Annotated in this window: 22 protein-coding genes and 1 other RNA gene; 14 read left to right on the forward strand and 9 right to left on the reverse strand. The window is 65.2% G+C overall.

The features are described from left to right. The first annotated feature begins 49 nt into the window (after positions 1–49). The 6 genes from ACPFMJ_RS18460 to ACPFMJ_RS18485 all read left to right on the forward strand — a co-directional run bounded on the left by ACPFMJ_RS18460 (position 50) and on the right by ACPFMJ_RS18485 (position 5,186). A complete protein-coding gene (locus ACPFMJ_RS18460) occupies positions 50–940 on the forward strand; it encodes a cytochrome c oxidase subunit 3 (protein WP_424361353.1) in 891 nt (296 codons plus the stop codon). Positions 941–1,037: 97 nt separating this feature from the next. Then, positions 1,038–1,415 (forward strand): DUF983 domain-containing protein, encoded by a 378-nt coding sequence (locus ACPFMJ_RS18465; RefSeq protein ID WP_424361354.1) that lies wholly within the window; start codon positions 1,038–1,040, stop codon positions 1,413–1,415. Continuing rightward, the gene (locus ACPFMJ_RS18470) at positions 1,412–2,149 is read left to right on the forward strand and encodes an SURF1 family protein (protein ID WP_424361355.1); all 738 of its coding nucleotides are present in this window, start codon (positions 1,412–1,414) and stop codon (positions 2,147–2,149) included. The genes ACPFMJ_RS18465 and ACPFMJ_RS18470 overlap by 4 nt, the downstream gene beginning before the upstream one ends. Before the next feature lie 95 nt (positions 2,150–2,244). Continuing rightward, positions 2,245–3,651 carry a threonine synthase gene (thrC, locus tag ACPFMJ_RS18475; protein WP_424361356.1) on the forward strand — a complete coding sequence of 469 codons (1,407 nt, stop codon included), beginning with the start codon at positions 2,245–2,247 and terminating at the stop codon, positions 3,649–3,651. 14 nt (positions 3,652–3,665) lie between these two features. After that, positions 3,666–4,262, forward strand: a complete 597-nt coding sequence (locus ACPFMJ_RS18480; RefSeq protein WP_424361357.1) for a GNAT family N-acetyltransferase — start codon at positions 3,666–3,668, stop codon at positions 4,260–4,262. 156 nt (positions 4,263–4,418) lie between these two features. Continuing rightward, positions 4,419–5,186: a WecB/TagA/CpsF family glycosyltransferase gene (locus ACPFMJ_RS18485; RefSeq protein ID WP_424361358.1), complete on the forward strand. Its 768-nt coding sequence runs from the start codon at positions 4,419–4,421 to the stop codon at positions 5,184–5,186. A 106-nt stretch (positions 5,187–5,292) separates the two neighbouring features. Here ACPFMJ_RS18485 and hisG read toward each other — a convergent pair whose 3' ends face one another. The 5 genes from hisG to ACPFMJ_RS18510 all read right to left on the reverse strand — a co-directional run bounded on the left by hisG (position 5,293) and on the right by ACPFMJ_RS18510 (position 10,547). Then, positions 5,293–6,258, reverse strand: a complete 966-nt coding sequence (hisG, locus tag ACPFMJ_RS18490; protein ID WP_424361359.1) for an ATP phosphoribosyltransferase — start codon at positions 6,256–6,258, stop codon at positions 5,293–5,295. Continuing rightward, the gene (locus ACPFMJ_RS18495) at positions 6,255–7,415 is read right to left on the reverse strand and encodes an ATP phosphoribosyltransferase regulatory subunit (protein ID WP_424361360.1); all 1,161 of its coding nucleotides are present in this window, start codon (positions 7,413–7,415) and stop codon (positions 6,255–6,257) included. The genes hisG and ACPFMJ_RS18495 overlap by 4 nt, the downstream gene beginning before the upstream one ends. Before the next feature lie 155 nt (positions 7,416–7,570). Then, entirely contained in the window at positions 7,571–8,533 is a 963-nt protein-coding gene (locus tag ACPFMJ_RS18500) for a hemerythrin domain-containing protein (protein WP_424361361.1), read from the reverse strand. A gap of 89 nt (positions 8,534–8,622) precedes the next feature. Then, a complete protein-coding gene (solA, locus tag ACPFMJ_RS18505) occupies positions 8,623–9,756 on the reverse strand; it encodes an N-methyl-L-tryptophan oxidase (protein ID WP_424361362.1) in 1,134 nt (377 codons plus the stop codon). Positions 9,757–9,761: 5 nt separating this feature from the next. Next, entirely contained in the window at positions 9,762–10,547 is a 786-nt protein-coding gene (locus ACPFMJ_RS18510; protein WP_424361363.1) for a hypothetical protein, read from the reverse strand. Between the two features lie 140 nt (positions 10,548–10,687). Between ACPFMJ_RS18510 and ffs the strand changes: the two genes are divergently transcribed. From ffs to ACPFMJ_RS18540, 6 genes are all read left to right on the forward strand, one after another. Beyond that, positions 10,688–10,784, forward strand: an RNA gene (gene ffs / locus ACPFMJ_RS18515) — signal recognition particle sRNA small type. 26 nt (positions 10,785–10,810) lie between these two features. Beyond that, positions 10,811–11,167: a GFA family protein gene (locus tag ACPFMJ_RS18520; protein WP_424361364.1), complete on the forward strand. Its 357-nt coding sequence runs from the start codon at positions 10,811–10,813 to the stop codon at positions 11,165–11,167. Between the two features lie 53 nt (positions 11,168–11,220). Further along, positions 11,221–12,996: a DNA polymerase III subunit gamma/tau gene (locus tag ACPFMJ_RS18525; RefSeq protein ID WP_424361365.1), complete on the forward strand. Its 1,776-nt coding sequence runs from the start codon at positions 11,221–11,223 to the stop codon at positions 12,994–12,996. A 12-nt stretch (positions 12,997–13,008) separates the two neighbouring features. After that, entirely contained in the window at positions 13,009–13,332 is a 324-nt protein-coding gene (locus ACPFMJ_RS18530; protein WP_424361366.1) for a YbaB/EbfC family nucleoid-associated protein, read from the forward strand. A gap of 107 nt (positions 13,333–13,439) precedes the next feature. Continuing rightward, complete coding sequence (gene recR, locus ACPFMJ_RS18535) at positions 13,440–14,045, forward strand: recombination mediator RecR (protein ID WP_424361367.1); 606 nt, start codon at positions 13,440–13,442, stop codon at positions 14,043–14,045. Positions 14,046–14,210: 165 nt separating this feature from the next. Continuing rightward, on the forward strand, positions 14,211–14,819 hold the full coding sequence (locus ACPFMJ_RS18540) for a hypothetical protein (RefSeq protein WP_424361368.1): 609 nt from the start codon (positions 14,211–14,213) through the stop codon (positions 14,817–14,819). Positions 14,820–14,883: 64 nt separating this feature from the next. Here ACPFMJ_RS18540 and ACPFMJ_RS18545 read toward each other — a convergent pair whose 3' ends face one another. Both ACPFMJ_RS18545 and ACPFMJ_RS18550 read right to left on the reverse strand, forming a co-directional pair. Continuing rightward, complete coding sequence (locus ACPFMJ_RS18545) at positions 14,884–15,546, reverse strand: thioredoxin domain-containing protein (protein ID WP_424361369.1); 663 nt, start codon at positions 15,544–15,546, stop codon at positions 14,884–14,886. A gap of 85 nt (positions 15,547–15,631) precedes the next feature. Next, complete coding sequence (locus ACPFMJ_RS18550) at positions 15,632–15,850, reverse strand: hypothetical protein (RefSeq protein WP_424361370.1); 219 nt, start codon at positions 15,848–15,850, stop codon at positions 15,632–15,634. Positions 15,851–16,012: 162 nt separating this feature from the next. Between ACPFMJ_RS18550 and ACPFMJ_RS18555 the strand changes: the two genes are divergently transcribed. Together ACPFMJ_RS18555 and ACPFMJ_RS18560 are read left to right on the forward strand one after the other, a co-directional pair. Beyond that, complete coding sequence (locus tag ACPFMJ_RS18555) at positions 16,013–16,555, forward strand: HPP family protein (protein WP_424361371.1); 543 nt, start codon at positions 16,013–16,015, stop codon at positions 16,553–16,555. A gap of 218 nt (positions 16,556–16,773) precedes the next feature. Next, a complete protein-coding gene (locus ACPFMJ_RS18560) occupies positions 16,774–16,983 on the forward strand; it encodes a hypothetical protein (RefSeq protein WP_424361372.1) in 210 nt (69 codons plus the stop codon). On the opposite strand, the gene ACPFMJ_RS18565 is transcribed toward ACPFMJ_RS18560, so the two are convergent. Together ACPFMJ_RS18565 and rpsD are read right to left on the reverse strand one after the other, a co-directional pair. Further along, positions 16,967–17,419 (reverse strand): hypothetical protein, encoded by a 453-nt coding sequence (locus ACPFMJ_RS18565; RefSeq protein ID WP_424361373.1) that lies wholly within the window; start codon positions 17,417–17,419, stop codon positions 16,967–16,969. The two genes, ACPFMJ_RS18560 and ACPFMJ_RS18565, sit on opposite strands and share 17 nt — an antisense overlap. Positions 17,420–17,580: 161 nt before the next feature. Beyond that, entirely contained in the window at positions 17,581–18,198 is a 618-nt protein-coding gene (gene rpsD / locus ACPFMJ_RS18570; protein WP_424361374.1) for a 30S ribosomal protein S4, read from the reverse strand. Positions 18,199–18,379 lie beyond the last annotated feature (181 nt).

Consider the following 18,379-nt stretch of genomic DNA (forward strand, 5'->3'; position numbering starts at 1 on the left):
CAAACCTGGAACACGCCGGGCGACCGGCGAATGACGAGGAAAAGTAGAAATGGCCGACGGACACGCGAAACCCCAACACGATTACCATCTCGTCGATCCGAGTCCGTGGCCGATCGTGGGCGCCTTCGCTGCGCTCTTCACCGCCATCGGCGCCATCATGTGGATGGCCCAGCACAAGGGCGCGCCGATTTACGGCCAGACTTGGGGCGGCATGCTGTTTTTCGCCGGCTTCGCCGCGATCCTTGGCGTGATGTACGCCTGGTGGAGCGACGTCGTTCGCGAGGCGCAGGTCGAGGGTCATCACACCCCGGTCGTGCAGCTGCATCACCGCTACGGCATGATCCTCTTCATCCTTTCCGAGGTCATGTTCTTCGTCGCCTGGTTCTGGGCCTTCTTCAACTCGTCCATCTTCCCGGACGACGTCTGGCAGGTGACCCGCACCGAGCTCTTCCAGGGGGTCTGGCCGCCGAAGGGCATGGAAGTCCTGAGCCCGTGGAAGCTGCCGCTGCTCAACACGGTTATCCTGCTCACCTCGGGCGCGACGCTCACCTGGGCGCATCACGGCCTGCTGCATGACGACCGCGATCAACTCAAGAAGGGCCTGCTGGCGACGATCGGCCTCGGCCTCTTCTTCACCGCGGTGCAAGGCTACGAATACATCCACGCGCCCTTCGCCTTCTCCTTCGACCCCGCGCATCCGGCGGCCACGAATTACGGCTCGACCTTCTTCATGGCGACCGGCTTCCACGGCTTCCATGTGATCGTCGGCACGATCTTCCTGATCGTCTGCCTGCTGCGCGCCTATAAGGGCCACTTCACCGCCAACCAGCATCTCGGATTCGAATTCGCCGCCTGGTACTGGCACTTCGTCGACGTGGTCTGGCTCTTCCTGTTCTGCTGCATATATGTGTGGGGGAACTGGGGCGGCACCTTCGAGTAAGCGCACGGCGCGCGACCATCGCGCGCCCGCTCCTCGGGACCGATACCGACGGTCACGGCGCCGCCGTGGCCGTTTTCTTATGGAAGCGAGCTTTGGAATGGCCGAAGAGCAGGTTTATCCCCCCGCGCAAGTTTATATCGACGGTCTGCTGGGACGCTGCCCGCGCTGCAGCAAGGGCCACATGATCCGCGGCCTGCTGACGGTCGCGCCGAAATGCGAAGTCTGCGGTCTCGACTTTTCGTTCGCCGACACGGGCGACGGTCCGGCCATCTTCGTCATGACCATTGCGGGCTTCATCATTGTCGGCCTCGCCTGGTATATCGAGGTCGTGTATCAGCCTCCTTATTGGGTCCACGCCGCGTTCTTTTTGCCTTTCTCGGCGCTGGTGTGCATCGGCTTGTTGCGGCCGACCAAAGGGCTGCTCATCGCCCTCCAATATTTCAACAAGGCTGAAGAAGGCCGCCGCGAATCATGAGCCGCGCCGCGCGGGCGCTGCTCTGGCCGGCGGTCGCGACCGCGCTCGCTTTCGCGATCCTCGTCACTCTCGGGGCCTGGCAGGTCCGGCGCCTCGGCGAGAAGGAAGCGCTGATCGCCCGGGTCGAGGGCCGCGCCCATGTCGCGCCGGCCGAGCTCCCGGCTGGCGAGCGATGGGGGTCTATTTTGCCTGCGGATTATGAATTCACCCATGTCCGCGCATCCGGCCATTACGCCGACACCGGCGACGCGCTGATCTTCATGAAGCCGCCGGAGGGCCTGGGAACCGAGCCCGGCTATATGGTGGTCACGCCTTTCGCGCTTTCCTCGGGAGGCGTCGTTCTCGTGGAGCGTGGCTTTGCGCCCGTCTCCAGGGCCGAGGACCTCGCCGGCCGCGCGCCTCCGAAGGGCGAGGTCGAAATATCCGGCCTGCTTCGTGCGCCACAGACCCGCAACATGTTCACGCCGGCGGACACGCCCGAAAAGCGCATCTGGTTCACCCGCGATCCCGCGGCCATCGCTGCGGCGCTCGGCCTCGCGGGCGCCGCGCCCTTCACGCTGGCGCTCGAAGCCCCGTCCAGCGCCGGACCCAGCGGCTTTCCGCGCCTTGTCCCGGCGGCGCCCGAATTCGTCAACAATCACCTGTCCTATGCGTTCACCTGGTTTTCGCTCGCCGGGGCGCTTCTGGTGGTTTTCGCGCTCTATGCGCGCGGCAAGCTTGTCCGCGAACACTGAGGCGAGAGCCGCGAGCGCCTTGCGACGGCCGCGAATATGTTATGAAAGGAAGCGGCGCGCCTCTCTCTCGCGTCTCCTGCCTGACGGATTGAAAATTGCGGTATCTCTCGACGCGCGGCGAAGCCGCGCAGCTCGCCTTCGATGACGTTCTGCTCGCCGGCCTCGCGACCGACGGGGGCCTCTACACGCCATTCGCCTATCCGCACGTCTCGCCCAAGGACGTCGCCGCCCTGGCGGGCGTTCCGTACGCCGAAGCGGCGGCGCGCCTCATTTCGCCGTTTCTGAGCGAAGACGCCGCGAGCGCGGCGCTCCCTGCGCAGACCGAAGCCGCCTATGCGAGCTTTCGTCACCGCGCCATCGCGCCCTTGACGCAAATCGCCGACAATCTCTTCGTGCTGGAGCTTTTCCACGGCCCGACGCTCGCCTTCAAGGATCTGGCGATGCAGCTTCTCGGCCGCATGATGAACGACGTGCTCGAGAAGCGGAACCTGCGCGCGACCATTGTCGGCGCGACCTCGGGCGACACCGGCGCCGCGGCGATCGAAGCCTTTCGCGGCCTGCCGCGCGTCGACGTTTTCATCCTCTATCCGCATGGCCGCGTCTCGGACGTGCAGCGCAAGCAGATGACGACGGTCGCGGACGACAATATCCACACGATCGCGTTGCAGGGCACGTTCGACGACGCGCAGAACATTCTCAAGCGCCTCTTCCGCAATCAGCCTTTCCGCGAGCGCGTCGGGCTCGCGGGCGTCAACTCGATCAACTGGGCGCGCGTCGTCGCGCAGATGGTCTATTATTTCACGAGCGGCGTCGCGCTCGGCGCGCCGCACCGGCATGTTTCCTACGCGGTCCCGACCGGCAATTTCGGCGACGTGCTCGCGGGCTATATCGCGAAACATATGGGCCTGCCGGTCGAGCGCCTCATCGTCGCGACCAACGCCAACGACATTCTCGCCCGTGCGCTGGCGACGGGGCGCTACGAGCCGCGCGGCGTGACGCCCACGCAGTCGCCCTCCATGGACATTCAGGTCTCCTCGAATTTCGAGCGGCTCCTTTTCGACGCCTGCGGGCGCGATCATGCGGCCATTCGCGCGGCTTTCGCCTCGCTCGACCAGTCCGGCGCTTTCGAGATTCCTGCCGCCGCGCTCTCCGCCATTCGCGCGGAGTTCGACGCCATGTCCGTTGGCGAAGCCGAGACGACGGACGAGATTGCGCGCACCTGGCGCGAGGCCGGCTATGTGCTCGACCCGCATACGGCGACCGGCGTACGAGCGGCGCGCGCGCGGCTCGCACGGGATCCGGGGACGCCCGTCATCGCGCTCTCGACTGCGCATCCCGCAAAATTTCCCGAAGCGATCGAGCGGGCCATGGGCCATCGGCCGCGCCTGCCGGAGACGCTCGCCGCAAAGCTCGAAGGGCCGGAGCGCTTCACCGTTCTCGAGAACGACGAAGCGCGCGTGATGTCCTTCATTTCAGAGCGCGCCCGCGCGGCCAGGGCATGACGGCGAGTTTCAGCATGGCTCTCTTTGGCGTCATCGGCCGTCGCGACATGCCCGTTCGGGGCGAGGGCGTCTATCTGCGCCCCTCCGAGATGCGCGACTATGTGGATTGGTCGACGCTGCGCGAGCGAAGCCGCGCTTTCCTCACGCCCTGGGAGCCGATCTGGCCGGTCGACGATCTCACCCGCGCGAGCTTTCGCTATCGCGTGCGCCGCCACGCAGAAGAAATGGCGCGCGACGAGGCTTATTCCTTCTTCGTCTTTCGCGAGGAAGACGACGCGCTGGTCGGCGGCCTCTCCTTCGGCCATGTGCGGCGTGGCGTCTCGCAGGCGGCAACGCTCGGCTACTGGATGGGCGAGCCCTATGCCGGCAAGGGCTACATGACCCGCGCCGTTCGCGCGGCCTGCGCCTATATTTTCGAAAAGCAGGGCCTGCATCGCATCGAAGCGGCCTGCCTGCCGAACAATGAGCCGTCCCGGCGCCTGCTGGAGCGCGTCGGCTTCAAGCAGGAAGGCTATGCGCGCGCCTATCTGAACATTAATGGCGAGTGGCGCGACCATCTGCTCTTCGCGCTTCTCGAAACGGATCCCATCCCGCCCGCCAAGCCGCGGTGAGCAGGGCCGCGCTGATGGCGAAAGCGTTAAGACGCGTTAAGCGCCCTTGAAGCGACGCGTAGCTCGTCATTCACCATTTTTCACGCCAATTGCTGAGTCGACGCTGTTCCTCGCGTAGAATTTCCTCGCGGTGAAGTTCGCGTCCAGGGTGAAGCGGTGGCGGAATATCTCGATCGTGTGAAGACGACCTTTGTCGGCGGCGCGCGCGTCGCCTGTCTCGATCTCGAGGAGACGGCGCGGCTGATGCTCGATCTGGCGCGGGCGCCGGCGCGGGAGCAGGGGCCTTATTACCTTTCCTCCGTCAATGGCGAGGTGCTCGCGCGTCGTTTTGTCGATAAAGAATTCGCCAGGCTCATCGACAGCGCCGATTCGATCGCCGCGGACGGCCAGCCGCTCGTCGCGGCGTCGAGAGTTTTCTCCAGCGCCCCCTTGCCCGAGCGCGTCGCGACGACCGACCTCTATCCCGTCGTCGCTCGCATGGCGCAGGAAACGGGCGCGAGTTTCTATCTCTATGGCGCGAGCGAAGAGGTGAATCGCGCCGCCTGTGAGAATACGCTGCGCATCGCGCCGGATCTGAAGATCGTCGGCCGCTCGCACGGTTTCCTGAAGGGCGACGCGCTGGAGGCGAAGCTCGACGAAATCAACGCCCTCGCGCCGGACATTCTCTGGCTCGCCATGGGCGTGCCGCTGGAACAGCAATTCGTCCGCGATCACGCGCACCGGCTCAAGAATGTGAAGATGATCAAGACCTCCGGCGGACTCTTCGATTTCATCGCCGGCGCCAAGCAACGCGCGCCGCAATGGATGCAGGATACGGGGCTCGAATGGGCCTTCCGTCTCGGGCTGGAGCCGAAGCGGCTGCTGAAGCGCTATCTGACGACGAACCCGGTCGCTGCGTATCTGCTGCTGACGCAGACGCGGTGAACCCATCCTTGTTGCGAGCCAAGCGAAGCAATCCAGAGCCGTATCATTGCTCTGGATCGCTCCGTCGTTTTGCTCCTTGCACTGACGGCGAAAGGGCGTGGGGGCCTTATTTCTCCAACCGCCCCGCCAACCGTCCCCACAGCGCATTGCCGGCGTGGAAGACGTAATCCAGCTTCGCGCTCGTCACGCTCTGCGCGCCCTTGCCGATCAACCAGTCAGCCAGCGCAGCCACCTGCTTCGTCGGGCAGGTAAACACCGCGGTCTCGCCATTGCGCTCGCGCAGGCTCGCGCCAAAATTCGTCTGAGCGTCCTGCAAGAGTGCGTCCGTCAGGGACAAAGCCGCGCGCACTTCGCGCGTCGTGCGCGCCGCTTCCTCGGCGGCGATGCGCGAGAGGATGATGCGGGCGGCTTCGCGCGCCGTTTCGCTCCAGGGCGCGGTGAGAGAGGCCACGAGATTGGCCTGCGAACGCAGGATCACGCCGTCGTCGAGCACCTTCAAAGCATTGGCGACGAGCGTTGCGCCCGTCGTCGTGATGTCGACGATGAGGTCGGCCGAGCCGGCGGCGGGGGCGCCTTCCGTCGCGCCGGAGCTTTCCACGATGCGATAGTCGCCGACGCCGTGCTGCGCGAAGAAGCGGCGCGTCGTGTTGATGTATTTCGTCGCGACGCGCAGGCCGCGCCCATGGCGGGCGCGGAAGCCGTCGGCGATGTCGGCGAGATCGGCCATGGCGCGCACGTCGATCCAGGCCTGCGGCACGGCGACGACGACATTGGCGTGGCCGAAGCCGAGCGGCGCGATGAGCTCCACCTTGCTGTCGGGATCGGCGATCTCCTCGCGCACGAGGTCTTCGCCGGTAATGCCGAAATGCACTTCGCCGCGCGCGAGGCGGCCGGTGATTTCGGAGGCGGAGAGATAGGCGACTTCCGCGCCGTCGAGTCCGGCGATGGCGCCGCGATAATCGCGCGCGCCGCGTCCCTGCGTGAGTTCGAGGCCCGCGCGGGAGAAGAAGGCGTTGGCGTTTTCCTGAAGGCGGCCCTTGGAGGGCGTCGCCACGATGAGTTTCTGCGTCATGCCGCGACTCCCGCGCGCGCGGCGCTGTCCAGACGATCGATCCAAATGGCGGCGCCGACGGCCGGAATGTCGGACGTCGCGCCGAGCGTCCTCAGCAGGCGGTCATACCGCCCGCCGCCAATGACGGGCTCGCGGGCGGCGGCGTGCCGCGCCTCGAAGACGAAGCCCGAATAATAATCGAGATGGCGGGCGAAGCTCGCGGAGAAGATCATGTCGTCGAGATTGAGCCCGCGCGCGGCGATGAAGCTCGCCCGCGTGTCGAAGCTATCGAGCGCCGCCGTGAGGTTTAGCTTCGCGTCCTCGGCGAGCTTGCGCAGAGCGGCCGAGGCGATGTCGGGGGCGCCTTCGATCGCAAAGAACGCCTCGGCCAAAGCGCGCTTCTCCGAGGAGACGCCGGCGCCTTCGGCGAGCGTCGCCTGATCGAGAAAGCGCTCGGCGATCTCGGCCGCGCTGCGCCCGCCGACCGCCGTGATGCCGGCGATGGAGAGAAGGTCTTCGACGAGGCGGCGGGCGTCGGCCGGATCGACCTTGGTCAACGCGGCGAGGACGCCTGCCTGCTCGACGCCATTGCGGGGCGGCGGCGTGAAGATATCGGCGACGGACTGGCCTCTCGCATGGCCCGTCTCGACGCGGCGGCGCCAGACCGGCGGCAGGTCGAGCCCGTCGAGAAAGGCGCCGACGAGCCCGGCGTCGCCAATGCGCACCGCAAGGCCCCGGGCGCCGGCGGCTGCGGCGGCGTCGAGCGCCGCCCCGAGGATCTCGGCGTCCGCCGCTTCGCGATCCTCGCGGCCGAAGCTCTCGATACCCGCCTGCAGGAACTCACCGCCGCCGGTCTCGCCATGCAGCGGCGCGCGGAAGATGGAGCCGCCATAGGCGAAGGAGGCGGCGGCGCCGGCCTGCGCGGAGGCGAGGTAATCCAGGCAGACGGGGATCGTATATTCGGGCCGCAGGCAGAGCTCCGCGCCCGAGGCGTCGGCGGTCAGATAGAGATGGCCACGAAAATCCTCGCCGGAGCGGTCGAGAAAGACGCTCGCCGGCTGCAGGAGCTTCGGCTCATGTCGGGCGAACCCCTCGCGCTCGAAATGCGCGAGGAGGGCCGCGAGTCGGTCGGAGCCTTGGCGGTCTGGGGCTTTGTCGGTCGCGGCGGTCACGCGCAATTTTCCTTCCTGATTTTGCGCTTTCTTTAGCAACTGGCCCGCGGCGGCGCACCCGCTTTCGGCGCAAAAGGTGAATTCGGCGGGCGCTTTTTCGAAAAAGAAAGAGCCGCGGCCTGGGCCGCGGCTCGGATAGACCCCTACGGGGGAGGTGGGACTCAGCGCCGGTGCTCCCAGCCCCGGCGCGCGGCCTCGGAATGGCCCTTTGGATCGCCGCGCCAGCCGCGATGCTCCTCGCCGCGCCCCGTGGCGCTCCGGCCTTCTTCGCCGCCGCGTCCCGTCTCGCTCCGTCCCGTCTCGCTCCGTCCCATGCCGCTGCCGCCTCCCCGGGCGCGGGCGCCGCGGGTTTGGCCGCCCTGTCGCTCCTGCGCGCCGCGGCTTTCTTCCTCGCGTCCGCCCCGGGCCGTGCGCCGCTCGTCATAAGCGCCGCGCTCCGCGCCCTCTTCCTCCCAGCCGCCGCCCTCTTCGGACCAGGCGCTGCGCGGTTCCGCCCCGCGTCCGCGGCCGCTGCGACCGGGCGGTTCGTTCCAGACTTCTTCCTCCTGCGCGAGCTGAACATGCAGCGCCTTGGGCTGCGGCAGCAGCAGCTCCTCGGAGAATTCGTCCATGAGCTGCTCGCGCCGCTTCAGCATTCTCTCGCCGAGCTTCGCCGTGTCGACGCCTCCTTCGAGCGCCTTGGCGAAGATGCTGTCGGCGTTCTTCTCCTCTTCCTGAACGTGATGGCGAATATATTCGCCGAGCACCATCACCTTGGCGTCGAAGAAAGGATCGGTCTGCGGCGTCCCCATCGCGATTTCGGCGACGAGAATTTTCGCCGTGTCATGCTCGACCTGCGCCTCGTCGAGCAGCGGATCGTCCACATGCTCTCGGCAGGCGGGATAGAAAATTTCTTCCTCGAGCTCCGCGTGGATCGTCAGCTCCAGACAAATCTGCTGCGCGATCTTGGATTTTTCCGCGCGCCGCCGCGCCTGTTCGTATTTGTCGAAAAGCTGCTCCACGCGACGATGGTCGTCCTTGAGCATCTGAATGGCGTCGGGCTTTCGCCGCTCGCCGTTTCCGGTCCCTTTGGTCGCCATGTTTTCGTCGCGCTGTTCGTCGTCTCTGTCGCTCTGCCTCGCCATGGAATTCGACCTCGCGCTCGCAACGCCCCTGTCAGCCTTTTGAAGCGCGTAACGCGGGGCGTGCTTGGCCTGTTCCAGTGGGGCGCGGATCAGCTCGACCGGAATCGCGACGCGGATAGAAAGCCAATCGGATGTCTGGTCGCCCCGTCTATGGCGAGGTCCGCCAGGATTTCCCCGACGACGGAAGCGAATTTGAACCCGTGGCCCGAAAATCCTGCGGCGAAGACCAGCTCCGGCGTCTCGGGATGCCGGTCGATCACGAAGTCTTCGTCCGGCGTCATCGTGTAGATGCAGTTGGACCAGCGCAGCAGCCGGTCGGAGGCGAAGGGGAGGCAGTCGCGCACGAAGCGGCCCAGCGCCGCCATGCGCTCGGGCGACGGGGCCAGGTCCTTGTCTTCGGGCTTTTCCAAAGCCTCGAAGCGGCGGTGGCCGGCCGTCTTGACGCTCTCGCCGTCGATCTGCGGGAAGCCGTAGTAGAAATCTTCGTCGAGATCGAAGACGAAGCCGGGCGTTCCTCTCGCGGCGGCGTGTTCCGGTCCGGCGGGGAACCAGCCCAGCGTCATCTTGCGCAGTTCCAGCGGCAGGCCCAGATCGGCTAGCAGGCGGGCGCTCCAGCCGCCGCCGGCGACGATCAGCCTTGCAGCCGAATATCTCCCCTGCGTCGTGCGCACCTGCGCCCGGCCGTTCTCGATGCGGAAATCGACGACAGGCTCGTTCTCCTTGAGCGTCGCCCCGCGGGCGCGCGCCTGCCTTGCATGGGCGAGCACGCATTTTTCCGCATAGAGAAAACCCGCCCCCGGCTCATAGGCGGCCGCGAAGCCTTCCGGGGGGCGATAGATAGGCCAGCGGCGCAGCGCCTCGTCGCGACCGAGCTGCTCTACCGGAATTGAATAGAGGCGGCCGCTCGCCAGCGTCCCCTCATAAACCTGGCTCTCGCCGGGGCGCCCGAAGGTCACGAGGCCATTGCGCTCGAAAAGCGTCTCGCCGCACTCGGCCTGCAACGCCTCCCAGAGGTCGAAGGCGCGGCAGAGCAGGGGCACGTAATCGGGATTTTCGAAATAGGCCTTGCGGATGAGCCGGGTCTCGCCATGCGAGCTGCCGCGGTCATGGGCGAGATTGTGTTGCTCGATCCCCAGCACGCGATGGCCGCGCGCGGCGAGATGATGGCAGGCGGCGACGCCCATGGCGCCGAGGCCGATGACGATGACGTCGACATTGCTCATGCGTTTCAACCGGTGGGCAGCTTGTCGAGCAATTGCTCCAGCGGCTCGGAGCTCACCGCTTTCGGCGGCGAATAGGGCTCCTCCACCGCCGCGACCAGCGTGATGGCGACGATCGCCGCCGCCGCGAAGATGGCCTGGGCGAGGAGTTGCGGCCGCGCCCGGTCGAGATGCACGACGGCGAGGCTCATCTGCGTGATGAAGGCGATGAGGATCACGGCCGCCCATTTGCGGTCGTCGGGATAGGCGCCTGCGATGGCGATCCTTTCCTCGCGCGCGGATCTGAGCTTCATCACCGTATCGATCAGGACGCGCTGGAAGGCGGCGTCGATCTTGGCGCTGCTGACCGCGCGGGTCAGCGCGTCGAGCGCCTCTTCGGCCTCCTGAGATTCTTCGCCATTCTCCATGGATTTCCATTCAAGGCCGACGACGGCTTCGACATAGCGGCGAACAGCCCGCGTCACGTCTCCACGCCCGGAGCCGTGATTGTCGGCCAGCGCCGAAAGCGTCACCAATTGCTCCCGCTCCAAAGCGATTTCGCGATGGGCGCGGCGGTTGGCGTCCCAGACGTCCTGGGAGAGAAAGGTCATCAACAGCCCGAAGAGAACCGCCGGCACGCCGACGAAGGGTGGAGCGACGCCCTTCATGCTCTGGATCGCGGGCGCGAGGGGCGAGGCGAAACTCAGCCAGCACAGAAACAGGGCGAAGGCCGCGAAGGCGGCGCCGAGCGTCAGCGCCATGACCTCCGTCAACTGCTCCATCCAGAGATGGAGAATGCCGATGTGAACGAGCACGCCGCCCTCCGCGATTCGGTCGAACGGCGGCATAGGAGCTTGGAAAGCGCGGCGGCGCCAGCGCTTTCTCGCCAGTTTCCGGAAGCGCGCCGACCCCCCCCCCCCTTGCATCGGCGCCGATCCTCTGCCACATAGGGGCCGGGAGGTTGGCGTTGGACGTTTCACTCGCCAACCGGGTCAGGTCCGGAAGGAAGCAGCCCTAACGAGCTTGAGCGGGTCTTCGTCCAGCCTCCTACCGTGGTTTTCTTTCGGGAGTCCGGCGCATGAGCGAGGCGTCCTACCACGGGTCCTGCCAGTGTCAGGCCGTCTCTTTCGACGCGACGCTCGACCTCGACCACACCGTCACATGCAACTGCTCCCGCTGCCAGAAGCTGGGCTCCGTGCTGAGCTTCACGCCGGCAGGGAAGTTCCGGCTCGAGAAGGGCGCCGAGGCGCTCACCGAATATCGCTTCAACACGAAGAAGATCGCGCACCAGTTCTGCAAGATATGCGGGATCGAGCCTTTCGCCTATGGCGTGGGCCCCGATGGCGCTGCGGTTGTCGCGGTGAACGTCAACTGCCTCGACGGCGTCGAGCCCCGCGCGCTCAAATCCACGCATTACGACGGGCGCAGCCTTTGAGTTTTTGCTGCGCCGCGGTGGAAATGGGGCGCGCGAACCTCTAGAATTCAGCCATGGACGACGCGCTGTTCTCCGACTCGCCAAGCGCCGGCGCGCCCGCCGCCTATCGCGTTCTCGCGCGCAAATACCGCCCCTCGAGCTTCGCCGACCTCATCGGCCAGGAGCCGATGGTCCGCACCCTCGAGAACGCCTTCGATCTCGGCCGCATCCATCAGGCCTATCTGCTGACCGGCGTGCGCGGGGTCGGCAAGACCACGACCGCGCGTATTCTGGCCCGCGCATTCAATTACGAGCTTCCCGCGAAGGGCGTCGACAAGCCGACGATCCATATGGACGAACTCGGCGTGCATTGTCAGGCGATCATCGACTCGCGCCATGTCGACGTGCTGGAGATGGACGCCGCCTCGCATACGGGCATCGACGACGTTCGCGAGATCATCGACAACGCCCGCTACCGCCCGGTGATGGCGCGCACGAAAGTCTACATCATCGACGAAGTGCACATGCTCTCCAAGGCCGCCTTCAACGGCCTGCTGAAAACGCTGGAAGAGCCGCCCGAGCATGTGAAATTCATCTTCGCGACGACCGAGATCGACAAGGTGCCGGTGACGGTGCGCTCGCGCTGCCAGCGCTTCGATCTTCGCCGCATCGACGCCGGGCTTCTCGCCGAGCATCTGCGCAAGATCTGCGAGAAAGAGAGCGTGGAGATCGAGCCGGAAGCGCTCGCCATGATCGCGCGCGCAGCCGAAGGCTCGGTGCGTGATTCTCTCTCGCTGCTCGATCAGGCGATCGCCTACGGCTCGGCGCATAGCGCGGACGGCGCCATCCGCGCCGACGATCTGCGCCTCATGCTCGGCGTGGCCGACAAATCCCGCGTCATCGACCTCTTCGAGTCGGTGATGGCGGGCGACGTCGCGAAAGCCATCGCGCTGCTCGAAGACCAGTACAATGGCGGGGCCGATCCCGCGCAGGTGCTGCTGGAGATGGCGGAGTTCACCCATCTGGCGACGCGCCTGAAGCTCGCGCCCGAGACCGCGCAATCGGCGGCGCTGACGCCGGAGGAACAGCGGCGCGGCGGCGCGGCGGCCACGACGCTTTCGGTGCCGGCGCTGACGCGGGCATGGCAGATATTGATGAAGGGCGTCGATGAGCTCCGCGGCTCGCAGCGTCCCTTGCAGGCGGCCGACATGGTGCTGGTGCGGCTGGCTTACGCGGCCGACATGCCGACGCCGGGCGATGTGCTGAAGCAACTGGGCCAAAGCGCGCCGGGCGGCGCTCCCGGCGCCTCCGCGCCAGCAGCTCTGCCGCGCGGCGGCCCTGTCGCGCTCGCCGCCGCCTCGCCCGCCATGCGCGCGCAGCCTGCGGCCAAGCCCGCTGTCGCGCCGGCCGCGACCGGCGTCGCCATCGCCAGCTTCGAGGCGCTTGTCGCGCTCGCCGAGGAAAAGCGCGAAATCCGCCTGAAACTCGCGCTCGAATCCGACGTGCGGCTTGTGCGCTTCGAGCATGGCCGCATCGAATTCGAACTCGCGCCCGGCGGCTCGCGCGATCTCGCCTCCACGCTGATGCAACGATTGCAGTTGTGGACCAACGAACGCTGGATGGTGTCGATCGTCGCCTCGGGCGGCGCGCCGACTCTGAAGGAAAAGCGCGAGGCGAAGGCGCGCGAGGAGCGCTCGGGGCTCGAGGCGGATCCGGTCGTGGCCAGCGTTCTTGCGCATTTCCCCGGCGCGCAGATCGTCGCCGTGCGCAGCAAGGAGCCCGCGCGCCCCGAAGCCGACGAAGCGACGGACGTGCAGTACGACGATATGTCGCCGCCCGAAGAAGACTGAGGAGAAGCGTCGATGATGGATTTTATGGGCCTGATGAAGCAGGCGCAGGAGATGCAGGCCAAGATGGCCGAGGCGCAGCTCGAACTCGAAAACACCGAGGTCGAGGGCGAGGCCGGCGGCGGGCTCGTGAAGGTGAAGCTCTCCGCCAAGGGCGCGATGAAATCGATCTCGATCGACCCGAGCCTCGTGAAGCCGGACGAGAAGGAAATTCTCGAAGACCTCATCCTCACCGCCCATATGCAGGCGCGGGCCAAGGCGGACGAGGTCATGGCCGAGAAAATGAAGGCGATGACCGGCGGGCTGCAATTGCCGGCGGGCTTCAAGCTGCCGTTCTAGGCATGGCGCCCAATCGTCATTGCGAGGCGCGAAGCGACGAAGCAATCCAGAGCCGAGCCAGCTGCTCTGGATTGCTTCCCTGCGCTCGCAATGGCGGAGCTTCCTGAATGGCCGAACGCGTCGCAGGTCCTGAAATCGAACGTCTCGTGCAGCTGCTCGCGCGGCTGCCGGGGCTCGGGCCGCGTTCGGCGCGCCGCGCGGTGCTGCATCTCATCCGCAAGCGCGAGGAGCTGCTCGCGCCGCTCTCGGACGCCATGAGCGTCGCGCGCGAAAAGATCGTCTGCTGTTCGGTCTGCGGCAATATCGATACGAGCGATCCCTGCACGATCTGCCGCGACGCGCGGCGCGATCCGTCGATCCTCGTCGTCGTGGAGACGGTCGCCGACCTCTGGGCGCTGGAGCGCGCCGGGCTGCTCAACGCACGCTATCACGTTCTCGGCGGCGTGCTGTCGCCGCTCGACGGCGTGGGGCCGGAGGATTTGACGATCGCAAGCCTCGTCGAGCGTGTGCGGGGAGGGGAGATAAGCGAGATCGTGCTCGCGGTGAACGCCACCGTCGACGGCCAGACCACCGCGCATTACGTCGCCGATCTGCTGGCGCCTTCAGGCGTGAAGGTGACGCGGCTCGCCCATGGCGTGCCTGTGGGCGGCGAGCTCGATTATCTCGACGAAGGCACGCTCGCTGCGGCGCTGGAGCGTCGGACGGTTTTTTAGAGCCTTTTTGGATCCGACTGCATCGGATCTGGGCTCCAGCTCATTGTTTCGACGCGCTTTCTCTCGTCGAACCTGTTTCCAATTCAGCGGAAAGTGCTAAAGGAGCGCTATTGTCTGTCCACACAAAGTGAATTTTCGCTTGATGGTTGGAAAGGCGAGGTTATTATGGCTCAGTTAGAGAAAGAAATCAATAAGGATGAGGCCGAGTGGTTCAAACGTCTGAGGACGTCGCCTTTAGGTTTATCCGTAACAGCAATTGGCTTGATACTAATCGGAGTTGGTTCGTTCAGTGACTCAATTGATAAGGTTTTGGTGTCAGTCGGCCTTCGTCCAAATGCCCTTCGACTCGCGGAAGACGATGCCCGCGGCCAATTTTCGAGAGAGCTAGCGCGCTCCGCGTGGCGACGCCTCTTTTGGATGCGGCGGTTGGTTCTTTCCGAAAAAGCAAATTTTCCTGAGGCGGAGAAATCTGAAACGTGGGCGGCCTACCTCAAGTCGCTTGAAGATTGGAATGCTGAACTAATGGTTTACATTATGACTATAAAAAAATACTATGGAGATGCGAAGGCGTTAGAGTTCCAGAGGGACGTACAGTCAAAATTTGGAAAAATCCATTATTGTTTGGAGGCTGTTCGACATAGGACTGATGTCATTGAGTGCTCTGTCTCAAAAGAGAAGTCTCTGGATAAAATAAATAACTCAATAGATGATCTGAATGCTTCCCTTTATTGTTTTGCCTCAGGTCTCCCGTCCAAGAACTCTGACGGGTGCTAAGGCTCGGAGCGACCTTCGATGACGTGAGAGCCCCTCTGCCGCGCGCGGAAGAGGGGCGATTTTATTAATTCGCCGGCGTATGCGCCGCGATGATCTTGCCGAGATCGGCGACGCTGATCTCGCCCGTATATTTGTCGCCATTGACGAAGAAGGTCGGCGTCGAGTTCACGCCGAATTTCTCATTGGCGCGCGTGCGGACCGCGTTGACCTTCTCATAGAGCGCCTTGTCCTTCAGGACGGCGTCGAACTTGTCCTGACCGATCCCCGTCTGTTTCAGCACATTGGCGAGGCCGTCGAGCGGATTGTCGACGAAGGCCCAGTTCTTCTGCTGCGCGAAGAGAAGGTCGACGGCGGCTTCGCGCTTGTCGCCGAGTTCGCGCGCCACCATGAAGGCGGCGGTGGCGAGCGGATCGAGCGGGAATTCGCGAAGGATGAACTTCACCTTCCCTGTGTCGACATAGTCCTTCTTGAGCGTCGGATAGACGTCCTTGTGGAAGGCCGCGCAGTGGCTGCAGGTCATGGAGGCGTATTCGACGATCGTCACGGGCGCGTTGGCGTTGCCCTCGACGATGTCGGGCAGGGCGTTGGGGGCCATCAGCTCTTCGACGGGAACCTTGCCGGCTGGGGCTTTGTCGCCCGCGAAGCCCGGGCAGGCGGCGAGAACGAGCGCGCCGGCGGCGAAAGAGATAAGGCGGCGGCGCGAGAAGGCGAAAATCGGGAAGGACATGAGCGGCCCGTTTCTGACAATGAAAGGCGGAGCGAACATAGTCGCTCCGCCGACGCCGGCAAAGGCTCTCGGTCCCTCGGCGCGCTTATTTCTTCTTCGTCGGGAGGCCGTGGGTGGGTTGCGCGAAGTAATAAATGAGCGAGATCGCCGCGAAGACGCCGCCGGCCCAGCAGACCACGTCGCCGATCTGAAGGTCCTTCATGCTGAAGCTCGCAACGCTCACAAGCAGGCCGCCGATGGCCAACCACAGCGGCGTCTGGCTGCGCTCCTGAGGCTTCGGATTTCTGTTTGCAGAATAAGACATTGTTCTCCCCCATCTGTTTTTTGGCGATCATAACGCGCATGCGCGCCGTCGCGAAAGGCGCGGGCTCTCTGGACCGCCCGCAAGCCGCGTTATGGCGTGTCGCTGGCGCTCAGCCTGTCAGGTCCGAGGCCTTAAGCTCGGGGTCGGGAGGAGCCTTTCGCAATGAGCCGACGGGTCTTGGAGGCGGCGGGGCCGGCGCTGTTCGCTACGCTGGTGATGAGTCTTGTCGGCGCGCTCGCCGCGATCCTTGAGCAGCCATGGCTGTTTCCCAGCCTGGGGCCGACGCTTTTCCTTCTGGCCGCGGCGCCGCCCGAGCGGCCCTGGAATGTCTTCGCCGGCCATGCGATCGGCGTTGCGGCCGGCTTTGGCGCGCTGTTTTTGTTCGGCGCGCAGGATAGCCTTTCGGCCTTCGACGCAGGCGCCGTAGGCGCGGGCCGCGCCGCCGCGACGGCGCTCGCGGTGGGGGCGACGCTTCTGCTGCAAACCCTCGCAGGCGCCAAACATCCCCCCGCCGCGGCGACCACCATGCTCATCACGCTGGGCGGCCTGCGCCCGGGCTGGGCCACCGTCGCGGCGATCGCCGCGGGGGTGAGCCTCCTCGCGGGGCTTGCTTACGCCGCCCATGCTTTGCTTCCCGCGCGCCCCAGATCAACGCTCGCGCCTCCCGAAGCCGCGAGAAGGCAAGACCTCGAGGCGGGTTGCTGACGGCGCTAACCGCCGGGAGAGGTTGCGACAAATTGTCTGGAAGCCTGGCCGCGCCCCAAAATGGGCGCGGCCGCGTTGAAGCGCCGCGTCTGGCCCAATAACGTCATTAGGCCAGCGGTTCCCCCCGCTTGGTTGCTCCTCTTGGGGCGTCCTCCCAGACTTGGGCCGCTGGAAACGGCGGCCCGCTTTTCCCGGGAGCGCGTAGCGTCGAGGTCGCCATGGACATATCGCTCGATCACGCCGTCGACATCTACGCCCGGGCTCTTTGCGCCTGGCGGAATGAGGAAGCGCAGCGAGAGGCGCAAAAAGAGGCGCTCGCCTATAGGGCTGTCGGCGACGAAGAAGGTTATCGGGCCTGGTCGCGCGTCGCCGAAAGAGCCGCGGCTCTGTTGCAGGAGCGCAAGGGCGGCTTCAAACGTATGGTTTGAGCGCCCTCACGAGCTTGATGAGGCGCTGCATCTCTCTGCGCCAGTAATCCGCGTAATCGGTGCGAATGACCGGGACGCCGTCGCGCGTGGCGATCCGCCATCTGTCCTGCGCGTCCTTCTGGATGAGTCCGCGCCTTTCCAGAGCGAGGAGCTTGCGGCGCGTGGTCTCCCTCGGGATCTCGGTGATCTCCGAGATGCGCGCCTGCGGGAGGGAGTGAACCGGCAAATATTCCAGATCGCCGTCCGGCTCGATGCGCTCTTCGCGCAAATGGTATCGCGCCAGCGTCAGGAAGATGAGCGACTCGTCGAGATCCCCTTCGAAGACCTTCCGGAAATCGATGAGCTGCGCCACGAGAAACTCGATGGCGTGATGCTGGAATTCAACGTATCGCCCTTCGGCGGGCGTGTCCGGGATCGGCTTGTCTTTCGAAATCATCCTGCAACCCGGCTGGGAGCGGCGACAGACGAACAGGAACCGTAACGGATCGACGGCCTGGTTGCAAAAGCGCGCTTGAGCCAGGCTTCAATCCGCTTCCCAAAACAAAAGGCGCCGACGAAACGCCGGCGCCTTTCGAAGATGTCGCGTTCCTCGCGGAATTAGCGCGAATAGAACTCGATGACGAGGTTCGGCTCCATCTGAACCGGATAGGGCACTTCCGTCGCGTGCGGAACCCGCGAAAGCTTGGCCACCATCTTGGAGTGATCGACGTCGTAATATTCCGGCACGTCGCGCTCGGCGAGCGCCACGGACTCGAGAACGGTCACGGCCTGCTTCGAGGCTTCCTTAACCTCGATCACGTCGCCGACCTTCACGAGATAGGACGGGATGTTGACGCGCTTGCCGTTGACGCGGATGTGGCCGTGATTGACGAACTGGCGCGCGGCGAAGACGGTCGGCACGAACTTGGCGCGATAGACGACCGCGTCGAGACGGCGCTCCAGCAGGCCGATCAGGTTGTCGCCCGAGTCGCCCTTCATGCGGATGGCTTCGGCGTAGTATTTACGGAACTGCTTCTCGGAGATGTTGCCGTAATAGCCCTTGAGCTTCTGCTTCGCCTTGAGCTGCGTGCCGTAGTCGGAGAGCTTGCCCTTGCGGCGCTGGCCATGCTGGCCGGGGCCGTATTCGCGGCGATTCACGGGGCTCTTCGGGCGGCCCCAGATGTTCTGGCCCAGGCGGCGATCGAGCTTGTATTTGGCTTCTGCGCGCTTCGTCACTTTACTTTCGTCCTCTCATGGTCGCGTTTACGCGCGAGAGGCGAAAAGACGAAAGCCGCCCGGAGCGCTTCGCTCGGGGCGTCGTCCAGATCCGCGTCTCTCGCACGCGCCCGGCGCGTGGCCGGGGCTTTAAGAACGCGCCCTCCTCTGCCGGAAACCGGCCGACAGGCGTTTATGAAAA

This window comes from Methylocystis parvus (assembly GCF_049675845.1).
Taxonomy (GTDB): Bacteria; Pseudomonadota; Alphaproteobacteria; order Rhizobiales; family Beijerinckiaceae; genus Methylocystis; species Methylocystis parvus_A.

What these genes read in the sequence shown, in the direction of transcription:
- ACPFMJ_RS18460 (WP_424361353.1), top strand. Translation starts at nt 50, where the DNA reads ATGGCCGACGGACACGCGAAACCCCAACACGATTACCATCTCGTCGAT.
- ACPFMJ_RS18465 (WP_424361354.1), top strand. Translation starts at nt 1,038, where the DNA reads ATGGCCGAAGAGCAGGTTTATCCCCCCGCGCAAGTTTATATCGACGGT.
- ACPFMJ_RS18470 (WP_424361355.1), top strand. Translation starts at nt 1,412, where the DNA reads ATGAGCCGCGCCGCGCGGGCGCTGCTCTGGCCGGCGGTCGCGACCGCG.
- ACPFMJ_RS18480 (WP_424361357.1), top strand. Translation starts at nt 3,666, where the DNA reads ATGGCTCTCTTTGGCGTCATCGGCCGTCGCGACATGCCCGTTCGGGGC.
- hisG (WP_424361359.1), bottom strand. Translation starts at nt 6,258, where the DNA reads ATGACGCAGAAACTCATCGTGGCGACGCCCTCCAAGGGCCGCCTTCAG.
- ACPFMJ_RS18500 (WP_424361361.1), bottom strand. Translation starts at nt 8,533, where the DNA reads ATGGCGAGGCAGAGCGACAGAGACGACGAACAGCGCGACGAAAACATG.
- solA (WP_424361362.1), bottom strand. Translation starts at nt 9,756, where the DNA reads ATGAGCAATGTCGACGTCATCGTCATCGGCCTCGGCGCCATGGGCGTC.
- ACPFMJ_RS18520 (WP_424361364.1), top strand. Translation starts at nt 10,811, where the DNA reads ATGAGCGAGGCGTCCTACCACGGGTCCTGCCAGTGTCAGGCCGTCTCT.
- ACPFMJ_RS18525 (WP_424361365.1), top strand. Translation starts at nt 11,221, where the DNA reads ATGGACGACGCGCTGTTCTCCGACTCGCCAAGCGCCGGCGCGCCCGCC.
- ACPFMJ_RS18530 (WP_424361366.1), top strand. Translation starts at nt 13,009, where the DNA reads ATGATGGATTTTATGGGCCTGATGAAGCAGGCGCAGGAGATGCAGGCC.
- recR (WP_424361367.1), top strand. Translation starts at nt 13,440, where the DNA reads ATGGCCGAACGCGTCGCAGGTCCTGAAATCGAACGTCTCGTGCAGCTG.
- ACPFMJ_RS18540 (WP_424361368.1), top strand. Translation starts at nt 14,211, where the DNA reads ATGGCTCAGTTAGAGAAAGAAATCAATAAGGATGAGGCCGAGTGGTTC.
- ACPFMJ_RS18545 (WP_424361369.1), bottom strand. Translation starts at nt 15,546, where the DNA reads ATGTCCTTCCCGATTTTCGCCTTCTCGCGCCGCCGCCTTATCTCTTTC.
- ACPFMJ_RS18550 (WP_424361370.1), bottom strand. Translation starts at nt 15,850, where the DNA reads ATGTCTTATTCTGCAAACAGAAATCCGAAGCCTCAGGAGCGCAGCCAG.
- ACPFMJ_RS18555 (WP_424361371.1), top strand. Translation starts at nt 16,013, where the DNA reads ATGAGCCGACGGGTCTTGGAGGCGGCGGGGCCGGCGCTGTTCGCTACG.
- ACPFMJ_RS18560 (WP_424361372.1), top strand. Translation starts at nt 16,774, where the DNA reads ATGGACATATCGCTCGATCACGCCGTCGACATCTACGCCCGGGCTCTT.
- ACPFMJ_RS18565 (WP_424361373.1), bottom strand. Translation starts at nt 17,419, where the DNA reads ATGATTTCGAAAGACAAGCCGATCCCGGACACGCCCGCCGAAGGGCGA.